General features: G+C 30.3%; 19 protein-coding genes and 1 other annotated feature. Of the genes, 1 reads left to right on the top strand and 18 read right to left on the bottom strand.

The annotated features are described in order from the left end of the window. Positions 1–9: 9 nt before the first annotated feature. The 9 genes from rpsA to BS101_RS05220 form a co-directional block, all read right to left on the bottom strand. The gene (gene rpsA, locus BS101_RS05260; RefSeq protein ID WP_242951405.1) at positions 10–954 is read right to left on the bottom strand and encodes a 30S ribosomal protein S1; all 945 of its coding nucleotides are present in this window, start codon (positions 952–954) and stop codon (positions 10–12) included. A gap of 160 nt (positions 955–1,114) precedes the next feature. Beyond that, entirely contained in the window at positions 1,115–2,074 is a 960-nt protein-coding gene (locus BS101_RS05255) for a P1 family peptidase (protein WP_073537871.1), read from the bottom strand. A gap of 88 nt (positions 2,075–2,162) precedes the next feature. Next, positions 2,163–2,756: an ECF transporter S component gene (locus BS101_RS05250; RefSeq protein ID WP_073537870.1), complete on the bottom strand. Its 594-nt coding sequence runs from the start codon at positions 2,754–2,756 to the stop codon at positions 2,163–2,165. Between the two features lie 304 nt (positions 2,757–3,060). After that, on the bottom strand, positions 3,061–4,578 hold the full coding sequence (locus BS101_RS05245) for a hypothetical protein (protein WP_073537869.1): 1,518 nt from the start codon (positions 4,576–4,578) through the stop codon (positions 3,061–3,063). 145 nt (positions 4,579–4,723) lie between these two features. Then, positions 4,724–4,921, bottom strand: coding sequence for an alpha/beta-type small acid-soluble spore protein (locus BS101_RS05240; protein ID WP_073537868.1), 198 nt, complete (start codon positions 4,919–4,921; stop codon positions 4,724–4,726). Positions 4,922–5,055: 134 nt separating this feature from the next. After that, positions 5,056–5,571, bottom strand: coding sequence for a tryptophan transporter (locus tag BS101_RS05235; RefSeq protein WP_073537867.1), 516 nt, complete (start codon positions 5,569–5,571; stop codon positions 5,056–5,058). Positions 5,572–5,635: 64 nt separating this feature from the next. Further along, positions 5,636–5,881, bottom strand: a binding site (T-box leader). A gap of 74 nt (positions 5,882–5,955) precedes the next feature. Continuing rightward, a complete protein-coding gene (locus tag BS101_RS05230; RefSeq protein WP_011989371.1) occupies positions 5,956–6,390 on the bottom strand; it encodes a CBS domain-containing protein in 435 nt (144 codons plus the stop codon). 194 nt (positions 6,391–6,584) lie between these two features. Further along, positions 6,585–6,764 (bottom strand): hypothetical protein, encoded by a 180-nt coding sequence (locus BS101_RS05225; protein WP_011989370.1) that lies wholly within the window; start codon positions 6,762–6,764, stop codon positions 6,585–6,587. Between the two features lie 239 nt (positions 6,765–7,003). After that, positions 7,004–7,399, bottom strand: coding sequence for an HNH endonuclease (locus BS101_RS05220; protein ID WP_083585658.1), 396 nt, complete (start codon positions 7,397–7,399; stop codon positions 7,004–7,006). A 350-nt stretch (positions 7,400–7,749) separates the two neighbouring features. Between BS101_RS05220 and cls the strand changes: the two genes are divergently transcribed. Continuing rightward, positions 7,750–9,180, top strand: a complete 1,431-nt coding sequence (gene cls / locus BS101_RS05215) for a cardiolipin synthase (protein ID WP_073541138.1) — start codon at positions 7,750–7,752, stop codon at positions 9,178–9,180. Positions 9,181–9,351: 171 nt separating this feature from the next. Here cls and BS101_RS05210 read toward each other — a convergent pair whose 3' ends face one another. The 9 genes from BS101_RS05210 to BS101_RS05170 all read right to left on the bottom strand — a co-directional run bounded on the left by BS101_RS05210 (position 9,352) and on the right by BS101_RS05170 (position 18,806). Continuing rightward, the gene (locus BS101_RS05210) at positions 9,352–11,352 is read right to left on the bottom strand and encodes a fructose-1,6-bisphosphatase (protein WP_073537865.1); all 2,001 of its coding nucleotides are present in this window, start codon (positions 11,350–11,352) and stop codon (positions 9,352–9,354) included. 164 nt (positions 11,353–11,516) lie between these two features. Continuing rightward, entirely contained in the window at positions 11,517–13,037 is a 1,521-nt protein-coding gene (locus tag BS101_RS05205) for a phosphomannomutase/phosphoglucomutase (RefSeq protein ID WP_073537864.1), read from the bottom strand. Positions 13,038–13,170: 133 nt separating this feature from the next. Next, positions 13,171–13,404, bottom strand: coding sequence for a heavy-metal-associated domain-containing protein (locus BS101_RS05200; RefSeq protein ID WP_073537863.1), 234 nt, complete (start codon positions 13,402–13,404; stop codon positions 13,171–13,173). Positions 13,405–13,471: 67 nt separating this feature from the next. After that, the gene (locus BS101_RS05195; RefSeq protein WP_073537862.1) at positions 13,472–15,727 is read right to left on the bottom strand and encodes a heavy metal translocating P-type ATPase; all 2,256 of its coding nucleotides are present in this window, start codon (positions 15,725–15,727) and stop codon (positions 13,472–13,474) included. 11 nt (positions 15,728–15,738) lie between these two features. Then, entirely contained in the window at positions 15,739–16,011 is a 273-nt protein-coding gene (locus tag BS101_RS05190) for a metal-sensing transcriptional repressor (RefSeq protein ID WP_011989363.1), read from the bottom strand. A gap of 151 nt (positions 16,012–16,162) precedes the next feature. Next, a complete protein-coding gene (locus tag BS101_RS05185; RefSeq protein WP_073537861.1) occupies positions 16,163–16,921 on the bottom strand; it encodes a YncE family protein in 759 nt (252 codons plus the stop codon). Between the two features lie 104 nt (positions 16,922–17,025). Continuing rightward, positions 17,026–17,688 (bottom strand): L,D-transpeptidase family protein, encoded by a 663-nt coding sequence (locus tag BS101_RS05180; RefSeq protein WP_073537860.1) that lies wholly within the window; start codon positions 17,686–17,688, stop codon positions 17,026–17,028. Positions 17,689–17,718: 30 nt separating this feature from the next. Continuing rightward, positions 17,719–18,150, bottom strand: a complete 432-nt coding sequence (locus BS101_RS05175; RefSeq protein WP_073537859.1) for a hypothetical protein — start codon at positions 18,148–18,150, stop codon at positions 17,719–17,721. A 146-nt stretch (positions 18,151–18,296) separates the two neighbouring features. Next, entirely contained in the window at positions 18,297–18,806 is a 510-nt protein-coding gene (locus BS101_RS05170; RefSeq protein WP_073537858.1) for a shikimate kinase, read from the bottom strand. Positions 18,807–18,857: the final 51 nt, after the last annotated feature.

Here is an 18,857-nt window from a genome sequence, read left to right as displayed (position 1 = left end):
AGTATCTTTTTAATTAAATTTCATATCTTTTAGTTTATCCTTAAATAGATCTCCTAATGTAATTTTATCATTATCTTTATCTAAATATTCTTTATATTCTTTAAAATTCGGAGAAAATTTATCCTGAACTTCTTTTATACTCAATGATATTCTACTAGCTTTTTCATCTATATTAAGTATTTTTACTTTTACCTTATCCCCCACTTTTAGAACTTCTTCAGGTGTAGTAATATGCTCTTGCGATATCTCGGATATGTGAACCAAGCCCTCAAGCCCAGGTTCAATTTCTATAAAAGCACCTATATTTATAACTTTACTTACTATTCCATCCACTATATCATTTGATTTATACTTTTTGCCTATGTTCTCCCAGGGGCTATTTAATATTCTCTTTATGGAGAGAGAAATCCTATTTCTATCTTGATCCAAGTTTAATACATAAACTTTCAACTTATCTCCCACAGATACCACTTCTGAAGGGTTTTTTATTTTTTTCCATGACAATTCAGATATATGGACAAGTCCCTCTACACCACCTAAATCTACAAAAACTCCAAAATTTGTTATTCTACTTACCCTGCCTTCTATCTTGTCTCCTTTTGATATAGTACTCCATAATTTTTTTGATATTTCTTCAAGTTCTAGTTTCTCAACTTCTTTTCCTGATAGTACAATTTTATTTTTACTTTTATCTAATTGTATCAACTTTACCCTTAAAGTTTTACCAATAAATTCTTTGAGATCATCTGTATACTTTACTGAAATATGAGAAGCAGGTACAAAAGCCCTAAGACCATGTAAATCCGTTATAAGTCCTCCTTTAACTGATTCTTTTATAACTACTTCAAAAATATCTTCATTCTTAAATTCATTTTCAAGTTTGCTCCATACAGACTCCATATCAGTTTCATTTATTATTCCATCTACTGAATTTGTCTGATCATTATTTATCATAAATCCCATCTCCTTTTATCTATATTAATGCAATTATAAGTTATATTTTATCATAAATATAGGGTTTCCTGTTCAAAACTTAACTCATATACATTTTTTATTCTTTACTAGCTATATTTAGTCAAAAAATTACAATTAAAAATTGCAAAAATGCCATAAATTAAATATCCTTATAACTTTTATAGCCTAAGATGGATTCAGAATTTTTTATAGCATTTATAATGGCTGTTTCCATAACCTGTGCAGATAAAAAGCCTACCACACTCAAATCTGCTTCTACTTTTCCTGTAGCCATAGAAAAAATAGTATCTCCGTCAAAGATAGAATGGGCAGGTCTCATAGTTCTAGCATAGCCATTATGCGCCATAGAGGCAATTTTATTCATTTCTGATTTTGTAAATTTTCCGTTATTCACAACAACTCCAATAGTAGTATTTCTGTTAAATAAATTTTTCTTCTCATAATATGTTTCAAGCATTATATTTTCTGTATTTGCAAAAGATTTTCCATCTTCATTTAAAGCCCCTGCTATTATATTTCCAGTTTTACTATCTACTACATCTCCAAGGCAGTTCACCGCCACTAAGGCGCCCACTTTCAAATCTCCTATTTGAACTGCAAAGGAACCGAGCCCTCCTTTCATTGAATATTTACTTCCCTTTATTTTTCCCACAGTTGCTCCAGCGCCAGCTCCAATATTACCATTTTCACATAAATTTAATTCAGAATTCTTGCAAGCCTCATATCCCATAATTTTATCCGGTCTTATAGTAAAATCTCCTATGGCAAGATCGAATAAAACGGCTCCACAAACTATGGGTACTCTTGTAACTGTTACATCAAATCCTATATCTCTCTCCTCTAAATACTGCATTGCACCACTTGACGCATCTAGCCCAAAAGCACTTCCCCCTGCAAGTACTACTGCATGAATTTTATCTACCAAATTTACCGGATTCAAAAGATCTGTCTCTCTGGTACCTGGGGAACCTCCTCTTACATCAACTCCAGCTGATGCTCCCTCTTCACATATGATCACAGTACACCCCGTAGGCCCATTTAAATTTTGTGCATTTCCTACTTTAATTCCTTCTATACTATTAAATAAAATACTTTTCATTTTTTCCTCCTACTATTAAAACCCTAAGTCTGTTCAGACTTAGGGTGATTTTTTAATCTAACTTTTAATTTAATCATAAACCATTTAATTAATTATGCCTAATCTTATTTACCGCAGTAATAACAGATACCGTAATAATTACAGATAAAATCATCTCCGGTATACCATTGGTAAAGGCCACCGCCAATATACCTTTCTTTGCAGCACCTAAACTTATATTCAAAGCCTTTGCATAAGGTTCTAAATATATAAGGTACATCATTCCTAAAACCCCTACAGTATTTACCATGGAGCCAACCGCTGCAGCTATTCCCATAGGTATAATTTTTCTATTTTTATTGCTGATAGCCCTGTATAAATAATAAGACGCTAGTCCTATTAATATCCTTGGCAAAACTGATACCAATGGATTTATAAAAGCAAAAGAAACTGGTGTAGGTGCCGTTATAGACTGAATTATACTAAATATACCAAAAATAAGTCCAACCATGGCCCCTACTAAAGGGCCCTCCAAAATAGCCCCTATTATTACAGGAACATGCATTATAGTAGCTTTAACTGGTGGAATAGGTATAAATCCTAATCCAGTTAACCCAAGCATAATAGAAATTCCAGACAGCATACCAATTACTGTAATCTGCTTAACATTAAACTTTAATCTTGTTCTTATTTGTCTCTCCATTAGTTTTCTCCGTTGTTATTCTATTTTAAGATACAACACGGAACCTCCTTTATAAATTTAGTTCAGTTTTTCTAGAAATACTGACAACTTTATTTTATCACGTAAAAAAAAAAGTTCAATATGTTAGTTAAAAAAAACACAATTATCTTATATATAAAGTCATAATTATCTATATTTTTAACTTTATGCAGAGGTGAAATCGTTGTTATTTTTATATTAAAGCATTACATCTCATTAATATGAGCAATATACTTGTATATTAATTAACAACTTTCTTCAATTATCTTAACTAATTCGATACTATTTAATCTCTTTTTATAGGAAAACCTTCCCTAAAATAATCCCTGGGATATAGTATATCTATTACCTTTTTTTTGCTTATGCTTCCATCTTTCATAAATACCTCTGGTATTCCTTTAAGGCATACTCTTATATTTTTTTCTAAAAATATGTCAAGTACATTTCTTATACATTCTACTACAGAATGATTTTTCGATCTTCTCATGTATTTATATATATTTTGTCCTGTTAGCCAGTCTTCTCCTCTATATTTTTCATCATAATTTATCACAGTGCATTTTAATTTATTTTTATCATTTCCAGATATAGAAGACATAAAAAATGTTTTAACCATTATATCATCCAAAGGTAGGCTATATCCTGCAAATATTATATGTTTTGCATTTTTCATAAGTAGTCCCATTTCAGTTTTTAGCTCTTCTAAAGCTGCCACATTTTTTTGCTTTGAAAGACTCTGTATTATAAGTGTCATATCATAGGGATAGGTTATCTGTCCACAATAAGGACATTCTATAGCACCTTTTTTATATTTATTCTCTTTATGCGTTTTATATTTCCAGTTTTTCTGTAAATCTTGTAAAATAGAAGGTCCAAAAATTTCTGTGGATAACCTATCCCATTTTTCTTCAAATGTGATTATAGATTTACCGCACTCTGGGCAAATTCTAGAGCCAAACATGCCATGTGGAAATAATACTTTGCCTATCCTGGCTATTCTAGATGGATAATTATAATCATTGATACTTCTACATTGAGATTCATCTGAAGTATACCATATCTCAGACTCATCTCCATCTAAATAGTTTGAGGCTACTTTCGTGCCAAAATCATCATACAATTGTAGTTCCAGCCCATCTTTAAGACATATAGGATTTCTATTTTCTTCTTTATGTACATTAAATATATTCCAAAGTATTAAAGGATCCCAGTTAAATGATATTATGGCATAGGAATAAAGATAAAATCTTCTGGTATCTCTTTTATATCCCCTATCTTCAAAAGCCCTTGCTTCTTCCACCATGAGTTCTGTAAGAATTTTAGCAAATTCATAATAGGGTTCTATTTTCTCTTTGTCTACATATCCTGGTGTTTTCTGTACACTTAATCTTTCTAATTCCTCAATAAGCAATATGAGGCATCTTTTTGCAGCTTTTACCCTTTCTACCCTTAAAAATTGTGTTCTACCATTGCAAAATGCATTGAATCCCATATCATTCTCAATAAGTTGATCTAACATAGTGAAAAGATCATGCATATTAAATTTATTATTGGTACTTATTATAATATCAAGTGCCTTTAAATCGTATATTCTAGAAAGCATTGGATCCCTTATTAAATCTTCTGTTACTAATTTTTTAAATGCATCGGCTAATTTTTTATCTTTATCCTTTAAAAAAGAAAAATCATTATTGCTGATATCTAAAATTAATTTTATCAATTCTTTTGTTGCATGAAGTCCTAAATTCTTAGTAGCGCCAGCTCCCCAAAGTATAACTGTTTCGGGCCAATATTTTTCAGGCATAATTATACTCTCCCTCCATAATCAAGTGATTCTAAAATTCATACCTTAATATATAATAAATATATTTTATATACATGTAAATATGTGAATGAATAAATTAAGACCGGGTGTTGAATCCCACCCGGCCATTTTTATAACAGTTACATTACTTTAAGTCATGCTCATAAGCCTCTACCATCTTTTTTACCATCTGTCCTCCTACGGAACCTGCTTCTCTAGATGTAATATCTCCATTATAGCCCTCTTTTAAGTTTACTCCTACTTCTTTTGCTGATTCCATTTTAAATCTATCTACAGCTGCTTTTACTTCTGGAACTAATACTTTATTTTTTCTACCTGCCATTATTAATCACTCCTTAATAATTAGATAGATTTTATTTAATCACTGTACAAATAAAGTTTATGCAGTTTTTAAATTAATACTCTATAAAATTAATGCCAAAAAAGTTAACATCATCAGTAATATGCACTCTGTATCTATGCTTGTTTAATAGAACCTCTTTTTAAAGCTACATTTATAATATTAAATAAAATTGCACCTACTATAGTATTTATCACCGCTGCAGGTAAAACCACTGAGAAAAACATTACACTAAATCCAGCATCAAGTCCCATGGTAACCAAAATTACCATTAAAAATGTAGAACCACTTACTATAGTTCCAAGAGCAGTAATTATTATAATATTTATTTGATTATTTAATTTATCTCTAAATGGTTTGAAAAGTAAAAACATCACATTTATGGTTATTATTTTATCTATTACATTTGCATATTGTCCACCTGGAAAAGTTGTAGTTGCTGCAGCCAAAATGCCTGCTACAATACCTGCAACAAGACAGGTCTTATATTCTCTATTGAATATAAGTATTACAAAAAGCATTGCCAGTGAAATATCCGGTTTCATTCCAAGTATAAGAGGAGGTGCAATCTGATGTAATACAGCACCTATAGCAAGTAATATAGAATTTATAATCATCCTTTTTAAATTCATAAATAACACTCCCTTAAATTATATTAAATACAAGTTAAATAAAATAAAAAATCCCCATCCTAAAAACTAGGACGGAGATATTACCCGCGGTACCACCTAAATTGTGCTTTTTAAAACACCTCTTTATCAGACACTAACATGTCCTATCCGTTGTAACGTACGGCTAACGTTAACCACTACTCTCTATACACATAGATTTCAATTTACTCCTCTTAGGCCCATTCACTACAAGTTGTAATATTGAGATTCCACCTTCCTCAACTCTCTAGAATTCAACAACATAGCTACTATTCCTCGTCAAAGGATTTACTAATTAAATTATTAACATAATATCACTTAAATATTATGCTGTCAATAACTATTAACCACTAAATTCAAAAATATTTATCTCATATTTAAAGTGAAATTACAATTTTTATCAAATAACTCCCTGTAACAATAATTTATTATATCACTTCGCTTGATAATTCCTATGAAGACATCATTATCATCTATCACTGGTACAAAATTTTGATTAACAGCTAAAGATACCAGATCTTCCATGTTGGAATTAATTCTAACAGGTTTATTATTCATATGTCTTGGAATTTCCTTTAATAGTATTTTGCTTGTATTTTTAAAGTTAAACTCCTGAGTATCTTTTAATTTCCACAATAAATCTCCTTCTGTAAGAGTACCTACATACTTGCCCTTATTATCAATAAGTGGAATGGCTGTATATCTGTATTTTTCCATTCTCTCAAGTGCTTGTCTCATAGACGAATTAAGAGTTTCACAGACTACATCCTCTTTAGGTGTGAGAAAAAATGCTATATTCATATATTTTCTACTCCTTAATATCACATAATTTATATATTTAAGGCTAAATGTTTTATTTAACCTGCCCTAACAAATAAAATATGCCCTTATAATCAGAAAATTATTCATTAAGTAAATAACTTAAGTTCCATAAGCCAGACCAATTATTTACTTTAACTATAAATCAAAAATTTTAATTGGCCTAGTCTTCACTATTATCTGGAACATTCAGCCTCTACCTGAAGTAATTTTCTAAGTACCTCTTCTATATTATCTTCCAATTCTTCATCAATGTTTAAATTATCTTCATTGACCGCCTCTATTGCAAGTTTTAAACCTTTAGTTATATTACTTATTTCCTCTAGTGTTAACAACATAAGTATATTCTCTTTCATGTTAATAACCCCCTTATCTAACTTAATCTTTTAGAAAGTGACCTGTATCTATTATCCCTTTTATAACATTTCGTAAAATTTAAGTTAATATAAAGTGCCTATTTAGAGATAATTTTATTAATAGCATTGATAAATATAAATTTTATAATAAATAACCCTTTAAAAGCATTATTTGTCATCTATATTCAATCTCTACTTAATAATATAACAATTTATAAAATAAATTTTCAAAGAACTGTTTAAAAATTAGCTGTAAAATCATAATATTCTTCCATCATATATTCTGTGTATATCTTGTTGCCCATAAGTCTATATATAATGTCAATACTTTTATATCCTTCTTTATACAACTTATAATCCTTAAAAAGCTTTTTTAATATTCTTTTATTAATTTGGAGAAGGGTAATTAATTCATCCAACCTATAAAATTTCTTACAAAGTAATTTTTCAAGTTGCTTTTGCATTTCTAGTTTATATTCCAGATCTACTTTTTTATTTTTATGAGGTCCGTTTTTTCCTCTATGATGTTCTGAACAAAGATATTTAAAATTTAAAGGAAACTCTAATCCTCCTTGACTCCTATAAACTATATGATGTTTGTCTGCCGGTTTTCCACATATCTGGCATTTTAACAATTTTTCCCCTCCCAATTTATATTGGATTTTCATTATAATTTATATTATTATTATATCACAGCTTTTGCTCTATTACACTTATAAAAAATCATGAATTTTGTTTAAATTTTTATAAAAATTTATGATAATTTTACATTTCATAGTAATAATTTTATACCAACATTGTATTATAAAGTTTATAGCTCTATTTCACTAAAACTACTATCAATTTTATATTAATAGTGTATATTATTAATTAGATGATAATATATTAAATTCTTGGTATTATAAATACAGAAGAAATGGATTACATATCTTTTCTTATAGTGTTTAAAAAAATAGCCTGTTTTATAGAAAGAGGTGATAAAAATATGAAAAATATCCTCTATTTTGTGATTATAATAAATGCCATATTATCTGTAACGGTTATAATCTTAGAGAGAAAAAACCCTGAAAAAACAATTGCATGGTTATCGGTTTTTATAGTACTTCCTGTTCTAGGATTAATAGTATATATATTTTTAGGACGCAACTGGAAAAAACACAAGCTTCACGAAGAAACAAATATAAATATAGAAGAATTAATATATGAGGCCATAAAAGACATAAAAGACAATACCTATACTCCTTTAATTGAACTTCTTTCTAAAAATAGCGAATCCCCGTTATTTACAAATAATTCCATAAAGATCTTTAAAGATGGAATAGAAAAATTCCAGTGCTTGAAAGAAGAACTTTTAAAAGCACAGCACCACATTCATATAGAATACTTTATAATTAAAAATGATAATATAGGAAATGAAATAAAAGATATTCTAATAGAAAAATCTTTAAGTGGTGTAAGTGTAAGACTTATTTTAGACAGGGTCGGTTGTATACGATTAGGTAGAAAGTATATAAGTGATTTAAAAGATTCAGGTGTAGACGTAGTCCAATATTCCTACTTTTTGGCTCCAATTTTGAGACATATAAATACTCAAATAAATTATAGAAATCATAGAAAAACAGTAGTAATTGACGGTAAGGTAGGATTTGTAGGAGGAATAAATATAGGAGATGAATACCTAGGTCACAGCAAATATGGCTACTGGCGTGATACACATATAATGGTGGAAGGTGATTTCGTATTTGGGCTGCAGGCAGTCTTTATAGACGATTTTGCCACCATAAAATCAGCTAATAAAGACTATTTTTTCTATGATGGGAACTTTGAGGAATTTTTTCCTGAACTATCGAATAATACTACGGGAAATAAATTAATGCAGCTTGTAAAAAGCGGACCTGATTCTCAATTTCCTGCCATTGAACAGGCAGTTTTAAAAATGATAAGTATGGCAAAAGACCATATCTATATAACAACACCTTATTTTGTACCTACAGAAAGCATATTAAATGCACTTAAAATTTCATCCTTAAGCGGCGTAGATGTACGCATTATATTTCCTGGTAGATTTGATCACATACTAGTATATTATGCTTCTCGAACTTATTTAGAAGATGTTCTTAAAAATGGAGTAAAAGTTTATTTTTATGATAAAGATTGTTTTATACACTCTAAAACCACCTCCATAGACGGTAAGGTGTGCAGCATTGGTACTGCCAATATGGACATAAGGAGCTATGAATTGAATTATGAAATAAATGCAATGATTTACGATGAAGAAACTACAGAAGAACTTGAAAATTTATTTTTTGAAGATATTCGAAACAGCAAAAGAATTACACAAGAGTATTTTGATAATTTATCCCCCTTTATTAAGTTCTTTGAAGCTTTTTGCAGAATATTCTCCTCACTATTATAATAAAATGATTCTTATGTTCAGGTGGAGTTTGCTATAGAGAAATACTTTTCTCCTTCTGAACTTCAGAAGAACCTATAAAGGCTCACAGCAGCGTTTATCCCCCTTTTTGAAGAAATTGGGGGATTTCAGCTAATTTTACCATCAAACTACGGAGTTATATTTTTCACGTCTTTACTCTAATTCATTATTGTCTTCCTTGATTAGTCCTTTTCTATAGGCAATTAAAAGTTTTTCAAGATCTGCTACCTGTGTTCTGATTTTTGTACCTACATCTGTATCCATTACTCTCTTTCTTCTGGCAGCATGTTCTAAAATTATTGTAGAAGATAATATATCCTTGTCCTCTTCTATGGCATTTTTTATAGCAGAAAAAGGCTCATGGGAAGTAAGTAATAATCCATAGGAATTATATATAAGGGTATATCCTGCAATACCTGTTTCAGGCTGATATGCCTTACAGAATCCTCCATCTATTACAAGCAGCCTTCCATTTGCTTTTATAGGACTCTCTCCCTCTTTAGTCTTTACAGGAATGTGACCATTTATAATATGAGAACTATCTGGGGATAGATTGAATTCTTTTAATATATTTCTGCAAACTTCTTCATTATCTCTGTATTTATAATAATAATTTTTTTGTTCATAATGTGAGGCTTTTTCACTAATAAAATATCTTTCAAAAGTTGTCATTCTTATTTTTCCAAATACAGGTGAGTCTTCTCCACACCACATATACCACACCATATCCATTCCATATTTCTTATTATAAGTATTATGCTTAAAGAAAAATGAATCTCTAGCAACACGATCATATCTATCAAGAAGTTCTTTTCCACTGTAATTTATTTTTCCTATCTTAACCTCTTTAAGACTTCCATCTTCATTTAGTGGTATACATCCATGATATAAAAGATTAGAATTATAAATCAAATACATACTTCCTTTACTATACAAAAATCTAATATGTCTTTGGAGTTTTTCACTGTTTATAAAAGAATTAGTTAACTTATCAATAATCTCTTCTTCTCTAGCTGTAAGCTTATAGGGATCATTCCAGTCTATTGTAGGAAAATTAGTGTCATTTAATTTATAGGTATTTCCATATACACTTATTTCCCATTTTTCCACATCTATTTTATCTAACAGAAGCCTGTCTTCCATTTTAAATTCAGGTCGTCTTTTTATTATTTGTCCTTCTAATTTAAACTGCATTATGGCTATAGCCTTATGCATTTTTGCCAAAAGATACAGCTCGTTTTCACTTATTTCTTTATCTAAGGTTTTAGGAATAAACCTTTCACAAGGATCATCCTGATAAAATTCTAAAGCAAACGTTGCAAGTGGCAGCAGATTTATTCCATATCCATCCTCAATGGTTTTTAAATTAGCATATCTTAACGATATCCTAAGTACATTAGCCATACAAGCTTCACATCCAGAGGCCGCTCCCATCCAAAGCACATCATGGTTTCCCCATTGTATATCTACAGAATGATGTTTCATAAGGGCATCCATTATAATTTCCGCACCTGGTCCCCTATCATATATATCTCCGATAATATGAAGCCTGTCTACTACCAACCTTCGTATTACATTTGACATAGCTATAATAACTTCAGGTGCCCTATCTATCTCTATTATAGTTTTTATTATTCCACTATAATAGGCTTGTTTATCTGATCTATCATCCTGTTTATTGAGCAGTTCTTCTATTATATATGAAAAGTCCTTTGGAAGAGCTTTTCTCACTTTAGATCTAGTATATTTAGATGCTACATCTCTACATACTTCAATCAACTGATACAAAGTTATCCTGTACCAGTCCTCTAAGTTTTCTTCTTTTTCTTTAATAATCTCTAATTTCTTCTCTGGATAGTATACTAAAGTAGCCAAGGCAGCCTTTTGTTCTTCTCTAAGTGAATCTCCAAATACATCATCTATTTTTCTTTTTATCACTCCAGATGCATTCCTTAACATATGGGTAAAAGATTCATATTCTCCATGAACATCACTTATGAAATGTTCAGTAGCTTTGGGTAAATTTAATATAGCCTGAAGATTTATAATTTCCGTACTTGCACTAGATATTGTAGAGTATTCTTTAGATAATAATTTAAGATATCTTAAATCTTTTTCTATTACATCTAAATTATTCTCATCATAGAAAATCATTCTCACTTTCTCCTTTTTATTTTTATAAATATAAGTGATATACTATAATACATTATAGTATATCACTATTATCCTGTATAGTATAATATGTATAAATTAATATATCATATATCTACATAATAAAACAATTTTGTTATTAAACTTAAGAATACTCTTAAGTTATTTTAATGGGTATTTAGATTTGTAATATCAAGTTCTTTATACTCTATTAAAAAAGATTTTAATTTATCTATTATAATATTTGAATAACCTGATAAATCACATTCAATATTTAAGCACAGTACAGGCTCATGAAGAGACAATCTAAGCAAAAACCACCCACTTCCCTTGAAGCTACAGCAATTTATCCTGACACCTTCATAATTTGGGGATACCTCAGACCATCCTTCAACTTTTTTTATATATAATTTTAATTCTTCCAGTATTTTGTCCCCATACTCTTTAAAATTTTCATCTAAAATATCAAATCTAAATTCCAAACTTTCAACGGGCATTTTCATATTCTGTATTAAATCTTCTATACTTTTGCCCTCTGAGTTTAGTCTAGCCATTTTTATTAATACCTTAGCTATCAGATAAGCCCCGTCATCTAAAAAATAGTTTTCTTTAAAAGCTGCATGCCCTGAGGTTTCTATTGCCAAATAACATCCTTCATTTTGATTATTTAACCTTATTCCTTCATTTATTACATTTCTATATCCTCTTTTAAATCTATGATGTTTTCCTCCAAGTTCCTGGATAAACTCACTTAATCCATCAGAGGTTACCGAATCTGTTACTATAGTAGTACCAGGATATTCTTCTAGAATTATTGTAGAAATTAAAGCTATCAATGCATTTCTATTTATTTCTCTTCCACTGCAATCTACAATAGCTGCCCTATCTACATCTGCATCAAATATTATGCCGAGATCAGCTTTATTTTTTATAACTGCCTCTTTAATAGAATGCATGGCTTCCTTATCTTCTGGATTTGGAAGGTGATTTGGAAATCTGCCATCAGGGATAATAAATTGACTTCCCTGAATTTTTGCTCCTAAAGATTCTAAAACTTTATTTGCAAAAAACCCTCCTGCTCCATTTCCCGCATCTACAATGATTTTAAATCCTGAAAGTGGTTTATTGTAATTTACTTTGGAATTTATATCTTCCCTAATTTTTTTAACCAATATATCAGAGTATTCATCAATAAAATCTACCTTAGAAATAGTTCCTCTACTATGTACACTATTATCATATTTATCCAAGGCTCCATTTAATATATACTTTATATCTTCTTTTTCACATCCTCCACTTTCAGTAAAAAACTTTAATCCATTATAATAATAAGGCAAGTGACTACCTGTTACCATAATAGCTCCATGGCACCTGTAATTTTCGGTTACTGTAGTCATAAACATAGCAGGAGTTGTACAAAGTCCACAATCGTATACATAACATCCTGAATTTAAAAGTTCCCCACAAATACATTGCTTGAATTCAGGCCCTGACAACCTAGAGTCCATGCCTATTGCAATTTTTATTTTGTTGTTTTCCAAATTTTTTTTATTTTTAATCCATTTTATAAAGCCTCTAGTTATAAGCCTTACTCTTTCCACGGTTAAATTAACCTCTTTCTCTGGATTTTTAGTTGCAACTCCCCTTATATCCGTACCATTTTGTAATTTATATAATTGCTCTACCATATTATCTTCTCCTATATTTTAATTTTCATATATATTATACACCTAAATAAGAATTAGGCCGGTAATAAATTACCGACCCAATTCCATTCATTAAAACTCTACATCTGCCTGGCAAGTACCTGCTAAGCACATATTAGGCTTTCTCTATACCTTTCACTTCATACCCTGCTTCTTTAATAACTTTTTCTATATTGGAATCAGAAATCTCAGTAGAAGATTTTATTACAGCAGTATTGCCATCTAGGTTCACTTTAACATTTAAAACTCCCTTTATAGACTCCAAAGCTGATTTAACATGGCTAACACAATGCTGGCAAGTCATTCCCTCTACATGTATTACTTTTTTTATTTTTCCTTTGAATAACATAGCAAATACACTCCTTATATTTTATTTAAAATTGATTTAAAACAATTTAGTAATCAATCATTACCCTTTAATTATTTGATATGCTGGGCTTGAATCTTTTTAATCTAAGTGCATTCAAAAGAACTGACACTGAACTAAAACTCATAGCAAGAGCCGCCAGCATAGGATTTAAAAGAGGCCCTCCAAATATGAAAAGTACTCCCATAGCCACTGGTATACCAAGTGAATTATATCCAAAAGCCCAGAAAAGATTTTCTTTTATATTCTTTATTGTTTTCCTGCTTAAATCTATTGCAGTAACCACATCCATCAAATCACTTTTCATAAGTACAATATCTGCTGACTCCATGGCCACATCTGTTCCAGAACCTATTGCGATTCCAACATCTGCCTGTGCCAGAGCTGGCGCATCATTTATTCCATCTCCTACCATGGCAACTTTTTTATTTTCCCCTTGAAGTTTTTTTATTTCATCTGCTTTATCCTGCGGAAGAACTTCCGCAAGTACTCTATGAATTCCCACCTGAGATGCTATAGCCTCAGCTGTGTTTTTATTATCGCCAGTTATCATGGCCACTTCTATACCTAAAGAATTAAGTCTTTTTATAGCTTTTTTACTGCTTTCTTTCACTGTATCCGCCACAGCTATTATACCTACCAATTTATCCTGAAGTGCTATATACATAGGAGTTTTACCTTCATTAGAAAGTGTATGTGATATATCCTCCACATTTTTCAGGGGAATATTTTTTTCAATCATTAATTTTTTATTTCCTAAAAACACTTCACTATCTTCTATGGATACTTCAATACCCTGTCCTGGTATAGCCATGAAGGAGTCTATCTTTAAAAACTGAATACTCTTATTTTCAGCTTCTCTTACAATAGCTTCTCCCAATGGATGTTCTGAGGACTTTTCTGCAGATGCAGCTATTTGAAGTAAATAGTTTTCTTCTATATCCCCTGATACTATTATGTCCGTAACCTTAGGTTTTCCTTCAGTTATAGTACCCGTCTTATCAAAAACTATAGTTTGTATCTTATGGGAAATTTCTAAGGCTACTCCACTTTTTATAAGAACACCATATTCCGCTCCTTTTCCAGTACCCACCATTATAGCAGTAGGGGTAGCCAGTCCCAATGCACATGGGCAGGCTATCACAAGTACAGATATAAATATGGTCACTGCAAATACCAAGGATTGACCAGACACATACCATATCACTGACGCTATTAAAGCCAATATTATAACTACAGGTACAAAATACCCTGCTATTATATCTGCCATCTTTGCTATAGGAGCCTTTGAACCTTGAGCCTCTTCAACTAATTTTATTATGCGTGAAAGCACAGTATCTTTTCCTACTTTAGTAGCTTTATATTTTATAGAACCATTCTTATTTATAGTAGCACCAATAATTTTACTGCCAACAGTCTTCTCCACAGGTATGCTTTCTCCTGTAAGCATGGATTCATCCACAGAAGTAAGTCCTTCTATAACTTCTCCATCTACAGGAATTTTTTCTCCAGGCTTTACTACAACCACATCTCCTACTTCCACTTCATCAATTGCGATTTCAACCTGTTTTCCATCCTGTACTATATTAGCAGTTTTAGGTGTAAGATTCATAAGCTTCTTTATAGCTTCAGAAGTTTTTCCTTTAGCTATACTCTCAAGATATTTGCCTAAAGTTATAAGGGTAAGTATAACTCCTGCAGATTCAAAATATAGATGATAATGATAGTGGTTATCATTATAAAACATACTTACTATGGAAGAAAAACTGTATAAAAATGCTGCAGAAGTTCCTATGGCTATAAGAGAATCCATATTAGGATTTTTTCTAAATAAAGATTTAAAACCTATTATAAAATAACTTCTTCCTATTATCATTACAGGTAGTACCAACAATAACTGAATTATTGCAAATATTTTTTGATGTACCATGGGATCTATAATAGAAGGAGGCATTATATTCAACTGCTGAGCTATCATAGGTCCCATAGCTACGATAAGCAGTGGAACTGTAAATACAGCAGATATTACAAATCGCTGTTTTAATTTCTGAATTTCTTTCTGTTTACTTTCCTCATGAATATCCAAACTTTCAATTTCACCCAATGCTTTATATCCTGCCTTTTCTACAGCAGTTTTTATATCTGAAAGTGTGGTTTTTGATTGATCAAAACTTACAGTTAACTTTTCAGTAGCAAAGTTAACACCTGCACTTTCAACTCCATCCACTTTTTTTACTGCTCTTTCTACCGCTCTTACACAAGCTGCACAGCTCATTCCTTCTATCTTTAATATTTCATCCTTCATTCTTTACCCTCCTATCCATTTTTATCTAATAATTTTCCTAATAAGTCAACTATTTCTTCCACTTTTTCTTCTCCAGTATTTTGTAGAAAAGCTTCTTTTACACAGTGATTTAAATGCTGTTTTAATATAAGCAAATTGGCTCTTTTTAAAAGTGCCTGAGCTGCTATTATTTGATTTGATATATCAATACAGTACCTTCCATTTTCTATCATTTTCATTATGCCCTCAATCTGGCCTTTTGAAGTCTTTAATGCCTGAAATGCTTTCTTTTTTTCTTCATTCATATTTACCTCCCCCCACCCTAGTGGGGTGGTTATTTTATAAAAATATAAAATTTAAACATTTAATATTATGTTTAAATTTTATTATATGTTTATTATAAACCCTATAGGAAATTTTTCATAGTATATTTCAAAAATTAAACTAGAAAAATCATTAATTACAAATACCTGTAGGGCTATTATTCAGACTTACTTTTTGAATATCTTCCGTACGAGGATTTATAAGGGCTACAGATTTCTCCTTGCTTAAAGTCACCATCACATTTCCATTATCCTTATTTATTGAAATATCTGTAGGATACCTTCCTACCCTTATTTTTTTTATACTTTTAAAAATTGTCATATCCAATATGCTCACAGTGTCTTCTCCTGTATTTGCCACATAACAGTATTCGCCATCCTTTGATATGCAAAATCCCTGTGGCTCTCTCCCTACTTCTATGGATTGTAATATAGTATAATTTTTGCCATCAATTAAAGATATGTCATTACTTCCAGTATTGCTTACCATTATATATTTTTTGTTGGGAGTAAATACAACTCTACCTGGATGTTTACCAACCTGAACTTTTTTTACAAGTTTATTATCTTTAATGTTGTAGAATAGAATATATCCTTTATCATCTTCATCTTTAGCATTTAATACAACTACCAGCAGTGTATTTCCATCTGCTGAAACTTTAATATCCTGCGGAGAACCTTCTACTTTGATTTCATTTACAATCTCATTGGTAACTGAATCCATCTTGTAAATAGTATCTTTTCCCCCTATTATAAAATAATAACTTCTAGAATCATTTACATCCTTGGCCAGTGATCTGGCTCTATATTCCATAGTTATAAATGCCCCGCTGAAAAATAGTATAAATAAAACCAATATAAATAAAACTCTATATAATTTATGCTTTAGCATAGGCACCATCCTTTTTAAATATTCTTCTTATTTTATTTTGTGCCTTTTTTGCCATATATATTCTTATTTTCATAGATAAATAAAAAATTTTACAAATGAAAAGATTATTTATATATTTCCACAGAAGTTCTAACAAGAACATATTGTTTTAATATATCCATATCATTATCTGATATGGCAATACATCCATAGGTCCAATTATAGTCTGTACCCCCTCCATGTATACCTATAGCTCCACCAAGAGGAGTATTCCAAGGTGGCTGTTCTTTATTTTCTATAGCTTTCTCAATTTTTTGAAAGGTATTCTCATCTATGACACCTTCATCTAAAGCACACTTTGCATCTTGAATATTAGGATAACTTATTCCTAAAAAATACTTATACTTGGTCTTGGAATTTATATAACATATATAATAATTTCCTTCAGGAGTCTTATTATCTCCTTCCCTTTGTTTTTTACCTTGGGGAACTCTCCCAAGCGCCATCTTAAATCTACCTATTAACTTATTATCCCCATAAAGTTCTATTATCCTTCTCTCCTTGTATATTTTTACAAAAGTCGTACCCGGAAATTTTTCAGGTTTTTTAAAAAACAATTCTTCTTCATCATTTTTTATTACCTTTTCTTTTAAAACAATATCCTTGTCACTACTTTCATTTTTACTTTGTTTAATATATCTTTTTACAGATACCAAAGATATAGTTAATATTAATATCATACCAAAAATTAAAAATATAAGAGGAAAAAATCTGTTTTTATTTTTCATAAAACCACTTCACTTTTATCCATATTTTTATCAATCCGTTCCAATTAGTGTTTTAAACCATTTTATTATATTTTCATTTTTTTGTTTCATTTTCTCATACTGCTCATATCTTTTATCATAACTTTTTACTTTCTCATTATATTCCGTTGTCTTTTTATTATATTCATTTAATTTGCTATTATATTCTACCACCAGGTTATTCCATTCATCTCCTCTATCTGACTTTATACTATTCATTTCATCCTTCAAATTCCTCAGTTCCTCACCTTCCTTTTTAATATTATTCCCTAAAGAATTTATTTCTTTTTTTTCCTGTTCAAGGCTAAGGTACATATCTCCTATTGCCTCTGAAGTTGAATTAGAATCTTTTAACCTAAGATCTACAAGAGCCGCTATAGATATAATAAATAATATGACAATTATAACTACTATCTCAATTAAAATAGCTTTCAACTTTTCCATAAATATCCTCTCCCAGTTTAAACCCTTAATTGATCAAATATTTTATCTCTCCTATAAGAATATTATATATTATCATATTACTCTTTTTATAAAAATTATGATAAAAAGCCAACAACAAAATTTATTGTCATTAGCTTTCATCTCACTTAAATGCAATTTTTATAGATTTCTACTATGTCATCTACAACTTTTTCAATAGTATATATATTATCTACTGAAAAGTCACAGGAACTATTGTATATTGCATATCTCTCTTTAAAAAGTTTTTCTATTTCTCCGGTGCCATTTTTTAAAAGAGGTCTGGTTGATATATCCACATCGCTTACTATATTTTCCAAAGGTCTATCCACGAAAAATACAATGCCATTTTTCTTAAGATTTACAATATTTTTCTGATTCTTTATTACTCCTCCTCCCGTAGATACTACCATAGACCCCTCAATACTAACTTCCTCTACCGCCTCTGATTCTATATTTCTAAAATGTTCTTCTCCCTTTTGAAAAATTTCTGGAATAGTACATCCTGCCTTATCTACTATATAATCATCTAAATCTACAAACTTTCTGTTTAACTTAGATGATATCATCTTTCCAATTGTAGTTTTGCCACAACCTGGCATACCTATAATAACTATATTTTTAACTTGTTTCTTCACAATAAACTCCTCCTCAATTTAAAACCATAGAATCTATTACATTTTTAGAAA

It is taken from the genome of Clostridium kluyveri (genome assembly GCF_001902295.1).
Lineage (GTDB): Bacteria > Bacillota > Clostridia > Clostridiales > Clostridiaceae > Clostridium_B > Clostridium_B kluyveri_B.
This window is presented reverse-complemented; position numbering and strand designations above follow the sequence as displayed.